The organism is Reticulibacter mediterranei (assembly GCF_016587455.1).
This window is the reverse complement of record NZ_BNJK01000002.1, coordinates 2,250,518-2,268,674: the sequence shown is the minus strand read 5'-3', so window position 1 is coordinate 2,268,674 and position 18,157 is coordinate 2,250,518. Positions and strand designations below refer to the sequence as shown.

The 18,157-nt window shown below is 54.1% G+C and carries 16 protein-coding genes; 6 read left to right on the top strand and 10 right to left on the bottom strand.

The window, feature by feature from the left end:
• Window positions 1–513 precede the first annotated feature (513 nt).
• On the top strand, window positions 514–1,332 hold the full coding sequence (locus tag K3T83_RS48640) for an N-acetylmuramoyl-L-alanine amidase (RefSeq protein ID WP_220210374.1): 819 nt from the start codon (window positions 514–516) through the stop codon (window positions 1,330–1,332).
• A 102-nt stretch (window positions 1,333–1,434) separates the two neighbouring features.
• Here K3T83_RS48640 and K3T83_RS48635 read toward each other — a convergent pair whose 3' ends face one another.
• Complete coding sequence (locus K3T83_RS48635; protein WP_220210373.1) at window positions 1,435–1,752, bottom strand: hypothetical protein; 318 nt, start codon at window positions 1,750–1,752, stop codon at window positions 1,435–1,437.
• The gene (locus tag K3T83_RS48630) at window positions 1,749–1,964 is read right to left on the bottom strand and encodes a hypothetical protein (RefSeq protein WP_220210372.1); all 216 of its coding nucleotides are present in this window, start codon (window positions 1,962–1,964) and stop codon (window positions 1,749–1,751) included. Before K3T83_RS48630 ends, K3T83_RS48635 begins: the two co-directional genes overlap by 4 nt.
• A 133-nt stretch (window positions 1,965–2,097) precedes the next feature.
• Between K3T83_RS48630 and K3T83_RS48625 the strand changes: the two genes are divergently transcribed.
• Both K3T83_RS48625 and K3T83_RS48620 read left to right on the top strand, forming a co-directional pair.
• Window positions 2,098–2,346, top strand: a complete 249-nt coding sequence (locus tag K3T83_RS48625) for a helix-turn-helix domain-containing protein (protein WP_220210371.1) — start codon at window positions 2,098–2,100, stop codon at window positions 2,344–2,346.
• 236 nt (window positions 2,347–2,582) lie between these two features.
• Window positions 2,583–2,909, top strand: coding sequence for a hypothetical protein (locus tag K3T83_RS48620; RefSeq protein WP_220210370.1), 327 nt, complete (start codon window positions 2,583–2,585; stop codon window positions 2,907–2,909).
• A gap of 31 nt (window positions 2,910–2,940) precedes the next feature.
• On the opposite strand, the gene K3T83_RS48615 is transcribed toward K3T83_RS48620, so the two are convergent.
• Both K3T83_RS48615 and K3T83_RS48610 read right to left on the bottom strand, forming a co-directional pair.
• On the bottom strand, window positions 2,941–3,540 hold the full coding sequence (locus tag K3T83_RS48615) for a TetR/AcrR family transcriptional regulator (RefSeq protein ID WP_220210369.1): 600 nt from the start codon (window positions 3,538–3,540) through the stop codon (window positions 2,941–2,943).
• A complete protein-coding gene (locus K3T83_RS48610) occupies window positions 3,540–4,544 on the bottom strand; it encodes an aldo/keto reductase (protein ID WP_220210368.1) in 1,005 nt (334 codons plus the stop codon). Before K3T83_RS48610 ends, K3T83_RS48615 begins: the two co-directional genes overlap by 1 nt.
• Window positions 4,545–4,763: 219 nt before the next feature.
• Here K3T83_RS48610 and K3T83_RS48605 point away from each other — a divergent pair, with 219 nt between their 5' ends.
• Entirely contained in the window at window positions 4,764–6,125 is a 1,362-nt protein-coding gene (locus K3T83_RS48605; protein ID WP_220210367.1) for a sigma-70 family RNA polymerase sigma factor, read from the top strand.
• An 80-nt stretch (window positions 6,126–6,205) separates the two neighbouring features.
• Here K3T83_RS48605 and K3T83_RS48600 read toward each other — a convergent pair whose 3' ends face one another.
• The 4 genes from K3T83_RS48600 to K3T83_RS48585 all read right to left on the bottom strand — a co-directional run bounded on the left by K3T83_RS48600 (window position 6,206) and on the right by K3T83_RS48585 (window position 12,271).
• Window positions 6,206–8,881: a family 78 glycoside hydrolase catalytic domain gene (locus tag K3T83_RS48600; RefSeq protein ID WP_220210366.1), complete on the bottom strand. Its 2,676-nt coding sequence runs from the start codon at window positions 8,879–8,881 to the stop codon at window positions 6,206–6,208.
• A 37-nt stretch (window positions 8,882–8,918) separates the two neighbouring features.
• Window positions 8,919–9,827, bottom strand: a complete 909-nt coding sequence (locus K3T83_RS48595) for a carbohydrate ABC transporter permease (RefSeq protein WP_220210365.1) — start codon at window positions 9,825–9,827, stop codon at window positions 8,919–8,921.
• Between the two features lie 19 nt (window positions 9,828–9,846).
• A complete protein-coding gene (locus K3T83_RS48590) occupies window positions 9,847–10,731 on the bottom strand; it encodes a carbohydrate ABC transporter permease (protein WP_220210364.1) in 885 nt (294 codons plus the stop codon).
• A gap of 193 nt (window positions 10,732–10,924) precedes the next feature.
• Window positions 10,925–12,271 (bottom strand): ABC transporter substrate-binding protein, encoded by a 1,347-nt coding sequence (locus K3T83_RS48585; protein WP_220210363.1) that lies wholly within the window; start codon window positions 12,269–12,271, stop codon window positions 10,925–10,927.
• 201 nt (window positions 12,272–12,472) lie between these two features.
• Between K3T83_RS48585 and K3T83_RS48580 the strand changes: the two genes are divergently transcribed.
• Together K3T83_RS48580 and K3T83_RS48575 are read left to right on the top strand one after the other, a co-directional pair.
• Entirely contained in the window at window positions 12,473–12,808 is a 336-nt protein-coding gene (locus tag K3T83_RS48580) for a hypothetical protein (protein WP_220210362.1), read from the top strand.
• Between the two features lie 64 nt (window positions 12,809–12,872).
• Entirely contained in the window at window positions 12,873–14,120 is a 1,248-nt protein-coding gene (locus K3T83_RS48575; RefSeq protein WP_220210361.1) for an ROK family protein, read from the top strand.
• A gap of 89 nt (window positions 14,121–14,209) precedes the next feature.
• Here the strand turns inward: K3T83_RS48575 and K3T83_RS48570 are convergent, their stop codons facing one another.
• Complete coding sequence (locus K3T83_RS48570; RefSeq protein ID WP_220210360.1) at window positions 14,210–15,088, bottom strand: SDR family oxidoreductase; 879 nt, start codon at window positions 15,086–15,088, stop codon at window positions 14,210–14,212.
• 386 nt (window positions 15,089–15,474) lie between these two features.
• Complete coding sequence (locus K3T83_RS48565; RefSeq protein ID WP_220210359.1) at window positions 15,475–18,033, bottom strand: tetratricopeptide repeat protein; 2,559 nt, start codon at window positions 18,031–18,033, stop codon at window positions 15,475–15,477.
• Between the last annotated feature and the right edge of the window lie 124 nt (window positions 18,034–18,157).

Sequence of the window (18,157 nt, the reverse complement as noted above, 5' to 3'; positions counted from 1 at the left end):
AACAACAAACGAATGATTTCATCGAGAGCCTTCACAAGAAGGATGGCTCTACATCTATCTTTAGTACGTCGAACCCTGCAATATAGATGCAAGCCAGGTGGCTTTTCAGGAAATTGTGATGAATGTGTAATCTTAATTTCAAATGGGCTTCTTTTTCCTGATTTTCAACCGAATGTATGTTTCCTGCGTTATAAATAGTGTATGATGTGTCAGAATAGATAAGGAGGCAAAGATAGCTCCAATGAATATCATAGATATTCCATCGCTTCTGAAGAATTCAAGGGTTGCCGGGAGGCTTCGATTACAGCCTCTACAAAATTTCATGGAGATATCAGTCATGGCATATTGAAGGCATTGTCCTTGTGGGATGTTTTCGGGTATGATGTTGTTCATGGAAAGGTCACTCCTTTTCATCGCGTCCTGGGATGTTCACAGCATCGCCAGGGCAAGCATATTTTTGGTGTCTCCATTATATTATAAAATATCATCAAATACTACGTTAGGAGGGACTAATTGAACATTGTTGAAATGCTTGTTCCTGACGCCTACGTCTTCAAAAACTCCAATAGTTATCAGCGTAAATGGTTGGTACTTCACAAGACAGCGGGGGGATCTACGGCGCAAAGTGTCGCTTCATGGTTCCAGAGTGGCGCTGGTGGGGCTTATACCAGTGTGCATTATGTCGTAGGTCTTGATGGTGTTATTGTTCGCTGCGTGCGCGAGCAAGATGGCGCAGGCGGCAATTGTTGCCTTGAGTCAGGCCATGATACATTCTGGCCAACCAATGTGAACCTCAACTGGGTAACGTTTAGTATTGAGAACGTCGATCCTGCAACGGATAATTCGACGCCAATGCCGACAGCGCAGAAACAATCGCTGTTCTGGCTGGTCAAGGATCTCTGCACACGGCAAAGTATTCCTATGAGACCTGCTGACAATAACGGCGGCATTGCCGGTCATAGCAGCATCGCACCCCAGTCGAGGGCACGCTGTCCCGGCAATTTTGCATGGAATGAGTTGTGGACTTTTTTGAAAGGAGCAAGTACCGTGACCCCGAACAAATGGCAGATAGCAGATGCGCAAAAGGAGTGGCAAAGCACGGCGTACCTCTTTGGAGGCACCGCGCCCAATTATGATAGCGGGATCGCGAAAGCCTGGGCGCAACGCGTCTATCAGGGGCAACGGATCGGTCCGCCACTGACCGCCGAATATGACAGCACCGATTGGGGCGGCAACGCCATCCGCGTACAGCAGTTTGCCAATGCTCGCTGCGAATGGCGCACTGATGGCAGCTCGTGCCGCTTCTTTGATGCGCATGGCGAAATAGTGTGATTCATCGCCGCACCGTTCCTGATACGTGCCTCTGATCCTATTAAGTAAGAAAACCATCAATCAGGCACCCGGCATAGAGAATAAGTCGGGTGCTTTCTTGTTTCAGAGCTTCACCCACGTCCAACTGACTCCCAGCGTTCCCTCGCCCTCATGCACATGAAACTGTCGTCCATAGCCAAGAGCCTCTAACGTAGGGATATCAGCCTGATCGAGAGTATAGCTGGTCTTGAAAAGCTGGTTATATTCGTACATGGCTCGCTCAGCCATATAGCGTGGCACTGGCAGATGATTCCAGAGACCACAGAGGCTTTCAGCATCTAGCTGGGTTGTTCCCTCCCAGATATCGAGCAGCGTTCCTCCCACATCGTACCACAACTCCCGATAGGTCGGCTTCCTGGGCGCTTGTCGTTCCTCGCTCATTGCTGTCCCTCCCTCTGAAACGCCCCTTGCTTGACCACTCTCGCCTGAAAACTGCGCAACAGCCCGATCAACTCGCGATGCTCCTGCGTTTTCTGCGCGCTCCGTTCAAGATACTGCAAATAATGAGTAATCACCCACCCCAACGCGATCATTTCATCCGCAGTCGCCCGAATCGCCATCATCGGAATAACAGGTTTGTATGGTTGCCTCAATTTTTGTTCTCCTTATTTCTTGCCGAATTGGTTTTAAAGACCACTCCTTAAAGAGTACCATTACAGACTATCTTACGTCAACAAGCGAGCTGTAGTAGTATAAATTGCATCTAATAAACATTGAGGTATGAACTTGTTGCGATTACGTGTGAAAGAGGTTGCTCAAGAGAAGAATGTAGGAATGGCGAAGCTTTCGAGGCTTTCTGATATTTCATATAAAACGGTGCAGAAAATTTGGCGTAACCCCTATCATGATGCATCAATCTCTACCATTAATCGCATCGCTAAAGTATTAAGCGTTCCCGCCACCGATTTATTAGAGGACGTATCAGAAGACGAGGTGCCCGAAGCATATCGGATTTCGCCAATTTTGAATCATTAAATAAATGGCTGGTGGCTCATAGATCGAATTGCACGGGCAAGATTACGAACATGAACGAAATCCCCCTCCCTTCGTAGTGGAGCGATTGATCGCGTTGGGGCGGCATCACAGGCGCTTCCACCAACGCGATCAATCGCTCCACTACGAACCATATAGAGCACGATTATTTGATTAATTCCCATCATCACGTGAATATGACACCCACATGACCCAGGGCAGAAAAGGACATCATTGCTATGGACGAACAGGAAATAGTCAGGCGTATCACCTCGCTGGAAGCCAGGATGTATCGGATCGAGAGGCTCACGCAGCAGTTGCTTATGACAATGACGAGTTCGCAGACGCATATCGATCAAGTCAGGCATGTACAGGACATCTTGCGTGAGTTGCGCAATGACCCGGACAATTTCCACATGGAGCCAATCTCACTACAGGAGCGGCCAGAGATGGTTGCTATTCGTCAAGCGCTACTGGCAGGCAACAAAATACAGGCTATCAAGCTCTACCGCCAACTCTACGGTGTGAGCCTGAAAGATGCTACAGACGCGATCAATTCCATGTAGAGTTTTTACGCAAACATCGCTCGTTTTCCGTTCATGCCTGTGCAATGGTGCGCGGACTCAGGCCAACGAGAATCAGGGACCAGACGCCGTTAAACGCGGCATCGATGCCAGGATCAGACCACACGGCGACATGGGCAGGGTCGTGGAAGAGGGTCGTTGCAGCAAACACCGCACGAGCGGAAACAAAAGGATCATTGGTGGCAAACTCACCCTGAGCAACCCCGTCGCAAATGATATGGGCGATTTGCTCGACGAGGTGATCGATGTGTACCCTGACAACATCTCTTGCTGCGCCCGCAAGCTCCTTGTGCGTCGCGAATAACTCTGGGTCGTCAAGCACATCTTTTCGTGCCCTGGAACGCAAAAGGTTGAGCCAACGCCGCAAACGCTCCGTGGCTGGCCCATCCTCGTTCGCTATTGTGGCAAGCGGCATCAACTTTCTTGCCAGCCAGCGATCAGCAACAGCATCCTGGAGTGCTGCTTTGCTCGGAAAGTGCCGGTAGATGCTGCCGTGACTCACCCCCAGAGCACGGGCAACATCAACAACAGTCGTTTTGGCAAGTCCGAAGCGGCGGAGAACCTCCTCCGCTGCTTCGAGAATACGTTCGCGCGTGAGTGTTTCGTCAGTCATCAGCTCTGCTCTCGATCTTGTTCACTATCGAGCAGGGCCATCAGTGGCGCGGGATACCGTTCGCCCGCAACTGTGCCTTTCGGGACGGCCTGCTCAATCCGGGCCACATCATCGGCTGTCAGTTGCAGGTTGAGAGCCTTTAAAGACTCGCCGAGGCTCTCGCGCCGACGTGTTCCGACCAGCGGCACAATATTCTCTCCACGAGCCAGCACCCAGGCAATAGCCATCTGTGAGACGGCGGCCCCCTTCTCCTCTGCAAGCGAGCGCAAAGCCTCGACAAGAGCGAGGTTGTGATCGAGGTTGGCTCCGTTGAAGCGCGGGCTGAAACTAGCGAAACTGCCGGGCTCATGTGGGCGCTCTTTCGACCACTGCCCGCTGAGAAGGCCGTGTGACAGCACTCCATACGCAGTGATCCCGATGCCTAGCTCGCGACAGGTAGGGAGAATAGCGGCCTCGATGCCGCGCGAGAACAGCGAGTATTCGAGCTGTACGTCGGAAATAGGATGGACCGCCTGCGCGCGCCGTATTGTAGTGACCCCAACCTCGGAGAGGCCAATAAAGCGAACATACCCGGCCTTCACCATGTCTGCGATAGCACCGATAGTATCTTCAACAGGCACAGTCGAATCAAGACGAGCCGGGCGATAGATATCAATGTAATCGGTGCCAAGCCGACGCAAAGTGTAGGTAAGAAAGTTCTTGACCGAGGCAGGACGACCATCGATGCCAACAAAGCGGCCTTCGGGATCACGTAATCCTCCGAACTTATCACTAATCACAACCTGCTCGCGCGTGTGGCCCCGCAGAGCCTCGCGTAGCAGCAAGTGGTTGTGTCCCATCCCGTAGAAATCGGCTGTATCAAGCAGAGTGACACCACTCTCGATGGCAGTCTGGATCGTCGCGATGCTTTCAGCCTCATCTGCCGGTTCGTCAGACATGCCCGCGCAGCCCAGACCAATAGCCGATACGCGAGGGCCATGAGTTCCAAGCGAACGTGCAATCATATTCTCAACTCCTCTATATCATACATTTTAACAATTTCCTGTGAAAAGGATGTTCATCCTGAGTGCATTGAGAGGAGTATAATCTATCAAATGACAAAAATCAATATCTGTCACTTGAAATTTGTCATCTATATCCGGGAAATGGGGAGAGAGATTCTGTAACGCGAGGGCGTTCTCTAGAGTAGAAAACGCTATGATGAGGGAGAACGGTAAGCGGCTATGGGAGATTCTTTCCCACAAGATGATGAGCAGCGGCGTGCGCTCATGGATGACATATTTCGAGTTCATTTCAGCGCAGTTCAGCGCTATATCGCTCACCGAGTCAACCAGCCCGATGTTATCGATGACCTGACCAGCCAGGTCTTTCTCAAAGCCATTCGCTGGCTGCGAGAAGATCTGGGCGTGGGGCAGGTTCGCCGTTGGCTCTACGCAACAGCCCGCACCACCATTGCCGAGCATTGGCAGGAGCAGCAAAAAAACCTCTTCCTTCCTCTAGAAAAGATAGCAGACAGTGCTGTGGTTTCGATAGAAACACAGCATGATGAGCAAACCCGCAAATATGTTTCCCATCTGCTCCACCTGTTACCAGAACGGGAACGGCGGGTGCTCATTCTGCGATACTTCCAGGGATACAGCACTGCCGAGGTGGGGCAGGAATTAGGCCTACAGGTGGGCCATGTGCGGGTATTGCAACTGCGTGCCTTGCGCCATGCAGCCCTGATAGAAGCCAAAGAAAGGAGTCTTACTTTGATGTCTGAATTGACGGATGAACCAATTACAGTCTATACCGAGCAAGGGCAACGAATTCTCGATCTGGCGAAAGAAGAAGCACTTTCTTTTAATCACCACTATATCGGAACAGAACACCTTTTGCTCGGCATTCTCAGTGAAGGAAGCGTGGCAGCTCCCCTGATCGAACAGGGTGCCACGCTCTCACGAAGCCGGGCAGAAATTCTCTCAATCGTCGGAAAAAATGAGCCTGATCCACGTGCAGGCGCCCCTTTTACTCCCCGCTCACAAACTATTCTGAAAATGGCAGGGAGAAAAGCGAGGAAACAGGGGGAGGAGGCTATCACCCCTGAACATATCCTGCAAGCGGTGATACAAGAAAAAGATGGGATAGCCGTACAACTGCTGCGGTTAATGGGAGTGAATCTCGACGCCTGGCTCTCCACCGAGAAACAACCAGCCGAGAAGAACGAGCAAATCATTCGTAAGATGGAACAACAAAACGCGCGGTTCCCCCGGCTGGATGAAGAGGAAGAGCGCCGACTCGCCCACCTGATAGCACGAGGTCGCGCCGAACAAAGGCGTGCGGAACTGCTGAAAGAGACGCCCGATCCGAGCCTGGTTTCGGAGGGCGACAGAGCCTATTTTCAGCTCATACCAACCTGTCAGGATCTCGTGCTTGCTGTAGCCAGAGAGTATCTTGTGCCAGGGCGTGACATGCGCGACCTCATCGATGCCGCCAATATGGGTATCTCCCTTGCAGCTATCACGTTTGGCTTGAAGAGAAACACACCCTTTCGGGCCTATGCTCTCCACCAGATACACCTTCAGATCATCGAATCGCTTGAGTAGCGATGGAGCAGATCGGCACCCGCTTTCGAGCGGATGCCGAGGAAACACGTTGAGACCTGTGATTAGAAGATCACCAGCACTCACGCTTCGCCCCGTTTCTCACTGGAATAGGGCACGGACCAGACGTGCATGCCTGAGCCAACGACGATAGCTTCTTGTGACCTCCCTGGTACAATGACGCTGGCAGTTGTGTTGGGCGGGACCGTCACTTTGAGCGTGATCTCGCCGTTCTCGATAACCCACGCGGACTCGGCCAGTCCATAGAGTGTGCGCAAGGACGCTCGTGCATGGGTCAGGTTGCCGCCTGGATGTGGCGCGATGGTCAGGCGACGATAGCCAGGTTCCGCAGGAGCAAGCCCGGCCACGACGCGATGCAACCAGTCCGCGACGGCTCCGAACGCATAGTGGTTGAATGAGGTCATATCGCCAGGATTGATCGAGCCATCTGGCAACATACTATCCCAGCGCTCCCAGATGGTTGTCGCACCCATCGTCACCGCATAGAGCCACGAGGGGCACTCGCGCTGCATGAGAAGGCGATAAGCCACCTCGTATTCGCCTACCGCACAGAGCGCATCGCAAATCAGGGGCGTTCCCACAAAACCCGTATTGATGTGATAGCCGCTTTGCCGCACCAGCTGCGCCAGTTGTTGTCCCGCGTGCCTGCGTTGCTCCTCACGTTTCAGCAGATCAAATTGCAGCATCAGTGCATAGGCCGTCTCAGAATCGCTCAGAACGCGGCCTGCATCAGTAACATATTCGGCGTCAAAGGCATCGCGTATACGAGCAGCAAGGGCCAGATATCGTACGGCGTCTTCGTCTCGCCCAAGCACCTCTGCAGCCCGGCCCAGGATTTCCGCTGAGCGGGCAAAATACGCGGTGGCGACAATGGCGGGATCGGTTCGCGTCACCGATGGATTGTCGGTTGGTGCGCTCGGATCAAGCCAGTCGCCAAACTGGAAGCCGCTATCCCAGAGCAGACGCTCACCCGTCAGTGTGGTTAGCAAATCAACCCAGGCGCGCATGCTCTCGAATTGCGTCTCCAGTACGCTCATGTTGCCGTAACGCTGATAGAGCGTCCAGGGGACCAGCACAGCCGCATCGCCCCAGGCAGCGGTCGGAACCGTTTTGCCGCCGATATCGTCGGGGAGATCGTGCGGGAGAATGTTAGGCACGACGTAGGGAACCATGCCAGATGCCTTCTGCTCAGCCTCCAGATCGCGCAGCCACGAGGCGAGAAAGCCCGCCGTATCGTAGAGGAAGCTGGCAGCGGGCGCGAAGACCTGAATATCGCCAGTCCAGCCCAGCCGCTCGTCGCGCTGTGGACAATCGGTGGGGATGCTGAAAAAGTTGCCGCGCATGCTCCACACCACGTTTTCGTGCAAGTGACTGAGCAGGGGATCGGAACACTCAAACCAGCCGGTCCGCTCCATATCCGAGTGACAGACCACCGCCACGATATCAGCACAGTTCAGTTCACCCGGCCAACCCTCGACCTCGGCATAACGAAAGCCGTGAAAGGTAAAGCGCGGCTCCCAGGTCTCCTCGCCCTCTCCACGTAATACATATTGATCGGTTGCTTTCGCGGTTCGCAACGGACGCGTCCCCAGTTCACCATTTTCGAGAACTTCGGCATGTCGGAGCGTGATCTTTTGTCCCGCTTCACCACGCACGATCAGGCGCAAACGGCCCACGAGATTCTGCCCAAAATCCAGAATGGTGCGCCCGGACGGTGACGTGATAATGGCAACCGGAGATAGTTCCCCTGTGTGACGTACAGGTGGACCGATCGGCGCGGCAAGCGTTGTCAGGTCTTGCTCGATTGACTGAACCGCCGCCCACTCGCAATCATCATAGCCAGGAGCCGACCAGCCCGAACGCTCCAAACGTGCATCATAGGTCTCGCCATCGTAGAGGCTGCTGTCAAGAATGGGACCAGTTGCCGCGCGCCAGTGCTGATCTGTGACGATACGCTCACTGCGGCCATCCTCATATGTGATCTCTAATTGAGCCAGAAGCGCCAATCGATCCCCATAAATATTGCGCTGGCCATCACCAAAGCCCAGGCGTCCACGATACCAGCCATCAGCCAGAAGCGCACCGATTGCGTTGCGGCCCGGCTGCAATAGATCAGTCACATCGAACGTCTGATAGAGCAGGCGCGATGGATAGACGGTCCAGCCAGGAGCCAGGACGTGATCGCCAACAACCTGCCCGTTGATCTGTGCCTCATAGACGCCAAGCGACGTGATATACAGCCGCGCCCGACTCACCCCCTCCGACACCTCAAACTCGCGCCGCAACAGTGGTGATGGCTTCACATCCGCCTCCCATGCAGGCGTCACAAACTGCGCGATCCAATCGTCGGGATGGAGCAGCCCGACCTCAACCGCAGCCATATTGCTCCACTGGGAGGGCTGCTCATCGGTTCCCCACACACGCACACGGATCGAGACACGTTCACGCGCATGAAGCGGCTCAAACGGCCACTCTACAAAGACGGACTGTTCGGACGACACCCGCCCGGTGCGACCGCACACAACGCCAGCTGCATCGTATAGCTCCATCTCGTAAGCGGTCTGATACCAGTTGGCGCTCGCAGCTTCAACAATCCACGACACACGCGGTCGCGCCGTGCCGATACCGAGCGCATCCGTATTATAGTGAAAATACTCAAAACGAAGAGAGGTAATCGCAATCGTTGGCCTTTCCGACTGGATCTCCTGAGAAAGCGTTTCTGGTTCCTGATATGACATGATAGCTCCTGATATATGGAATTTACCGGCCATGTATTTAGCCCTTGAGAGAGCCTGCCGTCAGCCCCTTAATCACGCGCTGATTGAGAACCAGATACAGGATCAGGGTCGGGAAGACGGCCAGACAGGTTGCGGCAAACGTTGGCCCCCATTGAATTTGCCCATGCTCTCCGGTGAAGTTCAACAGGCCTGTCTGAATGGTTCGCAGCCCTTCACTGCTGATAAAGGTCAGGGAGAACAACAGGTCGTTCCAGAGAAAAAAGAACTGAACCAGCGCGACCGTGACCAGCCCGTTTGCCACCATCGGCGTAGCTACACGCCAGAAAATTTGATAGATATTGGCCCCATCGATGACCGCCGCCTCGATCAGTTCATGCGGAATAGCCTTGAAGTAGGTCGCCATCAAAAACACCGTCAGGGGCAGGCCAAAGCCGGTGTAGGTAATAATCAGCGCCCAGCGTGTATCGATGAGTTGGGTATGGAAGTAGATCGTAAAGAGCGGCAACAACACGATTTGCACCGGCACCAGAATACCCGCCAGAAACACCAGCAGCACCGAATTACGGCCCTTCCAGACCATCACTTCCAGCGCAAAGCCAGCGGCCAATCCGAAGATCAGGATCAGTGCCAGCGAAGGAAACACGGCCAGCATGCTATTGAGAAAATAGGTGCCGATATTGCCCGTAATCAGGGCATCGCTGTAATTCTGCCAATCGAGGCCAGCAGGAAGTGCCCAGAGCGGCTTCGACGTAAACTCGGTATCCGCCTTAAACGATGAGAGCAGCAGCCAGACCAGCGGCCCCACTTCAATGATAAGCAGCACCACAATGGCAAGCAAGATCGCAAGCCGCTTCAACAGGTGCTCTGCTGATTGCCTCCTCCACTTATGCGGCCTGGACACAACTGCCTCCGCTTCGTGACGAAGGTTGGTTGGAGTAGAAAGCATAGATCAACATCTCTCTTTTCTAGGCCACATCGCGGCGCGCAGACCCGAAGATCAGTAGGGTAACAAGCAAGCTCAGAATAGCCAGAGCCGTTGCAATCGTGCTGCCATAGCCGTACTCGCCATTTGAAAAGGCCGTATTGAACATATACAGCGTCAGCGGCGTTGTGGCCTGCCCCGGTCCACCATTGGTAAGCGCGAGAATGCTATCGAACACCTTGAGTGTGCCATTAATGCTGAAGATCAGCGACGAGAAGAGAATCGGCTGCAACTGTGGCAACACGATATTGCGCACCAATCGCCCTCCCGAAGCGCCGTCGATGCGCGCCGCCTCGATCAGTTCGCCAGGCAGATCGACGAGGCCGGCAAAGAGCAGAACTGCATAAAAGCCCATTGAGCGCCAGATATCCATCGTCACAATCACCCAGAAGGCCGTCCCGCCCTGTCCCAGCCAGGGCTGCACCCATGAGTCGAGATGGGCCGTCGCCAGAACCGAGTTCAGCAGTCCATACTGTGGCGAGATCTCGACCAGCTTCGAGAACAGCTGTGCCACCGCGACGGTCGGCAGCACAACCGGGAAGAAGACCAGCGTACGGATGATGCCTGATGACTTGCGCAGGGCAAAGAAATACAGCAGGGCCAGCAGCAGGCCGATGCCTACCTGACCAATCGTGACGGTGAGCGCATATTTCACCGTAAAGAGCAACGCTTGCCAGAACTGTTGATCAGCGACCAGCAACACAAAATTGTGCAGGCCGACGAACTGAAACCCGGCAAGCACATTGCCCTCAAAGAGTGTATAACCGAGCGACCAGACCACCGGCCCCAGCACAACGAAGGTATACACCAGCAGCGCCGGGCCGACAAACACCAGCGTCGCTTTCCAATTGCTTAAAAGTGTCTTCATCCATATCCTCCCAACAGAGACGGGGGCAGCAGCCGTATATGGTAGGGGCGATGGCTGGTCCTCGCCCGCCTCCCATGCCACACGATGAGGATACCAGGCGAGGACCAGCCATCGCCCCTACCATATACGGCGACCCCAAGATATCGCGATTGCACCAATTATTGATGCAGAGATGCCAGACAGCAAGGCTATATTAAAGTGCTTGCTGAACCGCCGCCATAAAGTTTGCCGGAGACATAGCACTCGTCACGAGAGGCGTGGCGTCCTGTTGCGAGACATTCGTGGCTTTGGTCGAGAATAACGCCTCAAACCAGAGAACGGGCTGGGTAATCTTAGCGATGCGATCAACTACCAGCGTCGTCAGCGTGGGCAGGCTGGCAGGTTTGTTATGCACGGTGAAGCCCGTTACCGCTCCCTGCTTTTGCAGCGCCAGATCACCATAGTTCTGCACCATATACGCGAGCCACTGCCCAAACGCATCGTCGTACTTCGCCTTGTTCACCGATGTTGTCTGACCGGCATTCATCGGCGTCTGATCCGCGTTACCCACGCCGCCAGTGACGTTCGGGAAGGGGAAGTAGTCGATATTGTCGGAACCGATGGTCGTTTCTTTGGGATTGTTGAAATCGGCGAGCGCCCAACTTCCCATGTAGATCATTGCGGTCTTGCCCTGTATGAACAGATCCAGAGCGGGAGTATAGTCAAGCGTTGCTACGCCCTTGCCAAAATAGCCCTGCTTGCCCAGGTTCGCTACCTGTTGCGCAGCATCCACATATGCGGCATCGGTTAGTTTGGCTTTCCCACTCTGGACATCCTCAAGAGCTGTAGGACCGAGCTTGCGGTAGAGGTAATTGCCGATCAAGCGCGTGAGAGGCCAGCCCTGAATACCGGAGGCAGCAAACGGCTGAATGCCCTTCGTCTGCAATTTGGCAGCGATCTGTACCAACTCGTCCCAGGTTGTGGGCGGCTTGAGTCCGTTCTGGCTGAAAATCTGCTTGTTATACCAGAAGCCCTCGATATTTAGCTCGAATGGCAACGAGACGAGCTTGCCGTTGAAAAGCTTTTTGACAATGGTGGAGGCAGCCGGGGTAATCTGATCGAGTACGCCGAGTTGTTGCAGCGTCGCCTCAAGGTCCAGCCCCTCGCCGTTCTTGATCAGTTGCGACATAGTATCAGGGGGCGGCGTATTGTAGAGGACGGGCAGCGCTCCCTGTGCCGCCAACAACTGCACTTTCTGGTTCAAGTTGTTTTGTGGCACATAATCAACGGTGAATGTCGTACCCGCATGCTTTTTCGCATACTCCGCAGTGATGGTACTAAGGATCGTCGGCCAGGGCTGAGTTGCGTTTTGTACAGAAAGGAAATGGATTGACGCACTTTTGCCAGCGCTACCACCGCCACCGCTGGTGCTGCTCGAGCCACCACACGCTGCCAGAAGTGCGGAGAGGCTCAACGTTGCTCCTCCCGCAAGTTTGACGAATTGACGCCTATTGAAAAATCGATCAAAAGAGTGCATATCAAATACTTCGCTGGAAGACATAGGATGTCATCCTCCTGTGGATCATAGAGGCGAGGGACACACACGGTCTCTCAGCCTTCACTGCCATCAATGAAAGTAAATTAACTAAGTTTAGTATAAGAAAGAAACAAGGGGATGTCAATCTTTTTCCCATTAACAATTCTCGATTGAAATCATTTACCACAACACATAACTCCTTTACATCTGTGGATAATGTCAAATATGGCAGGGGCGATGGCCGGTCCTCGCCCTACTGCTTCAGCCCCCGATGGGGGAGCCGGGCGAGGACCAGCCATCGCCCCTGCCATATTTGACGCGAAGCCTGAAGTGCAGGGCTTTCCAATTCTCCCATCTTGCGGGAGTGCAGAGGGCTGCCGCCCTCTGCCGGGGTGCGGGGTGTCCCCGCAAAAACCTTTTTTCTTCTCTTTTGCGCGCCGTCGCAGGCGGCGCGCGAAGGAGGGAAGGAAACTGGGGACACCCCAGACCCCGGCAGGGAGACCCTGCACCCCTTTGAGCGGAGAACTGGAAAGCCCTGGCCTGAAGTGGAGGCAATCTTGACAGTGCGGGGCATCTTCGCTACAATAACATTACTAAGTTAACAAATAGATTGGGCCTGGCACCTATGCAGAACCACCAACACGTATCGGCCGACCGCTTCCTGATTCGGGGGATTAATCAGAGCGTCCTTTTAAATTTGATTCGCACCGAAGCACCCATTTCGCGTCCACAGCTGGCGACCCTGTCGGGCTTGAGCCTGGTGACGGTGATCAAAATTACCGCAACCCTGCTTGAGCGCAACCTCATTGTAGAGAAAGAATACGCAGAATCGACAGGAGGACGACGTGCCGGGCTGCTAGAGATCAATCCTCAAGGTGGTTTTGTGGTTGGGCTGATCCCGCAGCCCGAATCGTTAACGGCTGTCATCCTCGATTTGAGCAGCGAGCCGGTTTATACGCGCCAGTGGGATATTCCCCTACAAGGAGACTATCCACGCGCACTTGAGTTGCTGGTGCAGTGCTGCGAGGAGCTATTTCAGGAGAGCCAGATCGCCAGAGACAAATTTATAGGCGTGGGCTTTGGCATGAGCGGCATGATCGATGGCGATAGGGGTCTGTGCATCGATGCTGCGCTGCTGGGCTGGAAGAACGTAGAGATCAGTCGTCCGCTGGAGGAGCGCATTGGCATCCCGGTCTTTGTCGATAACGATGTAAACTGCCTGGCCGTCTATGAAAACCTCTTCGGTGAGGGGCAACCCTACGATCATTTTCTAGTGATCGCCATTGGACGTGGCGTGGGCCTGGGCATCGTCACCAATGGTGACCTCTATCGCGGAGCCTTCGGGGGGGCCGGAGAACTTGGACATACCGCCGTAACGACTGAGGGACGCCTCTGCGATTGTGGGAATCGTGGCTGTCTGGAAACCTACGTATCGTTTTCAGGGATTCTCGAAAACTACCGTGAATATGTGCAAATCACGACCTACAACCTTGCAAACACGCCCTCCGAGCCATCTCTACTTGAAATTGTCACGCAAGCCAGACGTGGTGAAGAGGCGGCAAGAGCGGCGATGCAACGTGCGGGGACACTATTGGGCGTCTCACTGGCCAATCTCGTCAATATCTTCAACCCACAATGCATTATCCTCTCCAGCCCTGATCTCAACCTGCTAACCGATAGCGTGCTGATGGAGGCGATGCAGCAGGAGATAAAGCAGCATCTCTTCTCGCAAATGGGCAAAGATTTACGCTTCTTTATCGCGGAACAACTGGGCTATGAGAGCTGGGCGCGGGGCGCTGGCAGCCTCGTTTTACGCCACTTCTTCGGCTCACCAGCCCGGATTCGTTCCGAACGCTCATCTATTCAAGCATGAATCCAATGTCGTAGTCGAGCGATTTATCGCGGTGGGAGCTGGTCGTTCGATCCCCGCGATAAATCACTCGACTACGAAAAGGGGAAGGGTTAATTCGTTGTTGCCTTTTCTGGCATCGGCGTAAACAGATTTCCCTCTGTTGGTGGCGCGCTCTGTTCAGTGGAGAGATGACCCCTCTCGACCTGATGGGCATAAGTCTGCTCAGCGGCCCCTGGAGCAATCGCGTGCATAGTTGCCAGCATGCGCCCGGCTGTGCCAACGAAGACCTCGCGCTGTGGCTTCTCAACCAGTCCCACAAACGTTTTCACCGCTGTCTCGACATCATAGACGGGTGGCAGCGCTTTGATGGCGCGACCAGTATAGTTGGCGGCATGCTGGAACAGCGGTGTATCGATGGTAGCGGGTTTGACGGTGCAGATATGAATATCTTTTTTGTCGAGCGTCTCCACCTCTTCGCGCAGACTTTCTGAGAAGCCACGAACGGCGAACTTGGCCGCACTGTATGCTGTCAGATAGGGGGCTGCGAGCTGACTATCGACGGAAGCGTTGTTGATCAGAATGCCGTAGTCCTGGGAATAGAACTGCTGTAGGGCAACCCTGGCTCCATAGACATATCCAAGAAAGTTAGTTTCGATGACTCGATTGAACACCTTTGAGGGGATATCTTCAAAACGCCCAAAGGCGATCACCCCGGCGTTATTGATCCAGGCATCAAAGCGCCCGAAGTATCCAAGCGCCTGCTGACCGAGTGCCTGGACAGCAGCTTCGTCCGTCACATCTGTCGGAACCACCAGCGCTTTGCTTCCCACGCTCTGACACTCTTGAGCAAGCTCATCAAGGAGCGCCACGCGTCGAGCGGCAAGTACAACGCTCGCCCCACGACGAGCCAGTTCAAGAGCGGTGGCGCGTCCAATACCACTTGACGCCCCTGTCACAACGATCACTGAATTCTCTATTGGTCTTGTCATTCTCTCTTCTCCTCGGGCAGCTTCACAACAATTGTGAGCAAGACGATCAGCACTCTTGCCTGATCGTGCTAATGACACGAAAAAGAGATGAGAAATGTAACTCCTTTCCTGCCTTCTTTTCCGCTTCAACCTCTCTCATCGCCATATCTAACTTTTACGTCATAAGCAGCTGTCCCGGCAAGATCAGGAAACAGTGCGCAATCAAGTGAGTATCATTCTGGCAAGACTGGAAGTAATGGATCGCATTCAGGCAACGGCGCTGGCCTGGCGCTATCGATTGGTCACTCCTATTGCTGAGAAGGACCGTTGACCAGATCAGTCATTTGGTCAACGGTCCTTTTCCTGAAAACCCTGTCCCTTCTCACATACTCATCAATTTGGCTTGCTTAGAAGAGCTGATGCTCAAGCACATAGCGGGTGGCGGCACTGCGCGACGATATCTGAAGCTTGCGATAGATCGAGGTAAGATGAAAGTTGACGGTTCGCGGGCTAATGACAAGCTGCTCTGCTACCTGAACATCGGTTAGCCCCTGAGCAACCAGGCGCAATACGTCGCGCTCTCGCGGCGTCAGATCGTCATGCAGGCTACGTTCCCGAAGCAGTTTCATCGCCGGTCGCTTCTCTACCAGAGGAAGAGCCGCAACCCGAGGCGCACGGTGGCGTGCTGCAATTGCCTGCTCCGGCGACATGGTCTGCCCCTCTGCCCATGCAGCAGCAAAGGCGCGTTCGCCCAACCGCTCATGCAACATGGCAAGCGTGCGTTCGCGAACATCCTTTGTAAGCGGGGCCGTCATCGAAGCTCCTATGACCCTGCGTAAAACATCGACGGCACTCAGTATTTGCACTGCCCGAATCATCTCACCCAGCGCGGCATCAGCTCTCGCCAGCCCTTCCAGGTAAATCGCGAGTATCCAGCGGTCATCGAGCTTGAGGATGATCGTCAGGCTTTCTTCATAATAGGTACATGCCTGCTCAAAATCGCCCATACCATACGCAATCTCTGCCAAAGCGCCAAGTGTATGGGCGATGCCTCGCTGATTTCCCAGCGCTCTCACGGCTATCAGACTTTCTTCCTGCAACGCCCGAGCAGCCGCGACATCCCCTTGTAATAGAACAACCCACCCAAACAGGCTCAGCGCCGCCGCAATGTTATTGCTGTCGTCTAATGCCCTGGAAAGCTCCAAACTTTCTTCGATCAACCGACGCGCCAGGCTGGTATCTCTTTCAAAGAAGGCCAGATTTGCGAAACAGTAGAGCGTCTCGCTGCGAACATCCCGGCATTGCTCCCCTTGCGCGACCGTCAGACTCTCTCCATAATACGAACGGGCTGTAGCAGCGTCCCCACGCATCCAGGCGACGAAGCCCAGGCGATACAATGACTCCGCGATCCCAACAGGGTCTCCCAGGTCGCGAAAAATGCTCAGGCTCTCCTCGCACGCAGCCACAGCTGCCTGGAAATCTCCCTGATAACGGGCCAGGGCCGAGAGAATACACAGAGCGTACCCACGAATCGGGGCTGACACCTTTTGCTTGCTCTTCAAGGCCAGTTCCAGCAGATCGCGACCCTCTTTCACATGTCCACCGATAATCCAGAAGCGCTCCAACGCCTTCCCCATGCGCTGGGCCATCTCCGTTCCCCTGTTCGTCTCACCTTGAGCAATAAAAAAGCAGAGTGCCTCCCGCAGATTATCGTGTTCTCGCTGCAAGCGCTCCAGCCAGGGGCGCGGCTGCGGACCCTTTAACTCAGGCTCCGCCTCCTCCGCCAGCCTGAGATAGTAGATTGCATGTGCCCACTGTGCCTGCTCCAACTCTCCTGCGAGAGTCAGACATTGCAACCCATACTCACGCACCGTTCGCAACAACAGCAAACGCGGCTCCTCTGCCTCCCGATTCGCACGATAGAGCATGCTTTTATCGTGCAAAGAAGTCACGCCCTCTAGCAATCTCTCATTTTGCATATGCCCTGCCAGTTCCCAGGACTCCTCAAGCGCTGGCAATGTGCAGCCACCAACGAAGATCGAGAGGAAGCGAAAAAGCTGCTGCTCACTCGGATTCAGGAGGCGATAACTCCATTCCAGTGTATTAAGCAGCGTTTGCTGCCGTGTGGGGGCGTCGCGCATGCCGTGCGTCAATACCTGAAGTCGATGGCTCAATCGCTCCAACAGCATCGTTGGCGACAACACCTTCAAGCGTGGTGCCGCGAGTTCGATAGCCAGGGGAAGACCATCCAGATGAATACAGATCTCGGCAACAACAGCGCTATTTTCCTTATTGAGAAGAAATTCAGGCAATACTGCTCTGGCTCGCTCTGAAAAAAGCGTGATGGCAGGATAGCGGTCGATATCTTCCATTATGGGCTGCGAGGCAGCGTCGGGTAGCGCCAGCGGAGGCACAGAAAACGTGTGCTCGCCGGAGATATGCAGAACGGCGCGGCTGGTCGCCAGCACCTTGAGGTCGGGGCAAGCACTCAAAAGGTCCGCCAGCATGGGAGCCGCTTCCACTACCTGCTCAAAATTATCGAGCAATAGCAGCATGCGCCTCTCCTTGAGGAATGCCTGAACGTGTTCAAGCAGCGGACGGCCTCCCGCCTCTTCTAAGCCAAGTGTTCTGGCGATGGTCGGAATGACGAGATTGGGATTGCTCGTCTCCATCAGCGAGACAAAGTAGATCTGATCGGCAAAGTCTTTGCGCAGACAGGCGGCAACCTGAAGGCTCAGGCGCGTTTTCCCCACACCTCCGGTCCCAACAAGAGAGAGCAAGCGAACCTCCGGGCGTCTAAGCAGCGCACATATAGTTGCAATCTCCTGCTCACGCCCGATAAACGAGGTTAATGGAACCGGGAAAGAGGACCGAGCATAAGATGCTGTAGTTGTTTTCCTCTCTCGCGTAATCACCGATAGTTCCTGCATACTATGTAATTCCCCGCAACTGTTTAAGGCTTTCATGGGATTTCCTTTCAAGATGTCTTCTCTATCTTCTACGCAAATAAGAAAAATGAAAGTATTGCAGGAATAAAATGTATAGGTGGATATAAATTACTAAACGCTGAGAGGGTGCGTTTTTCAACAA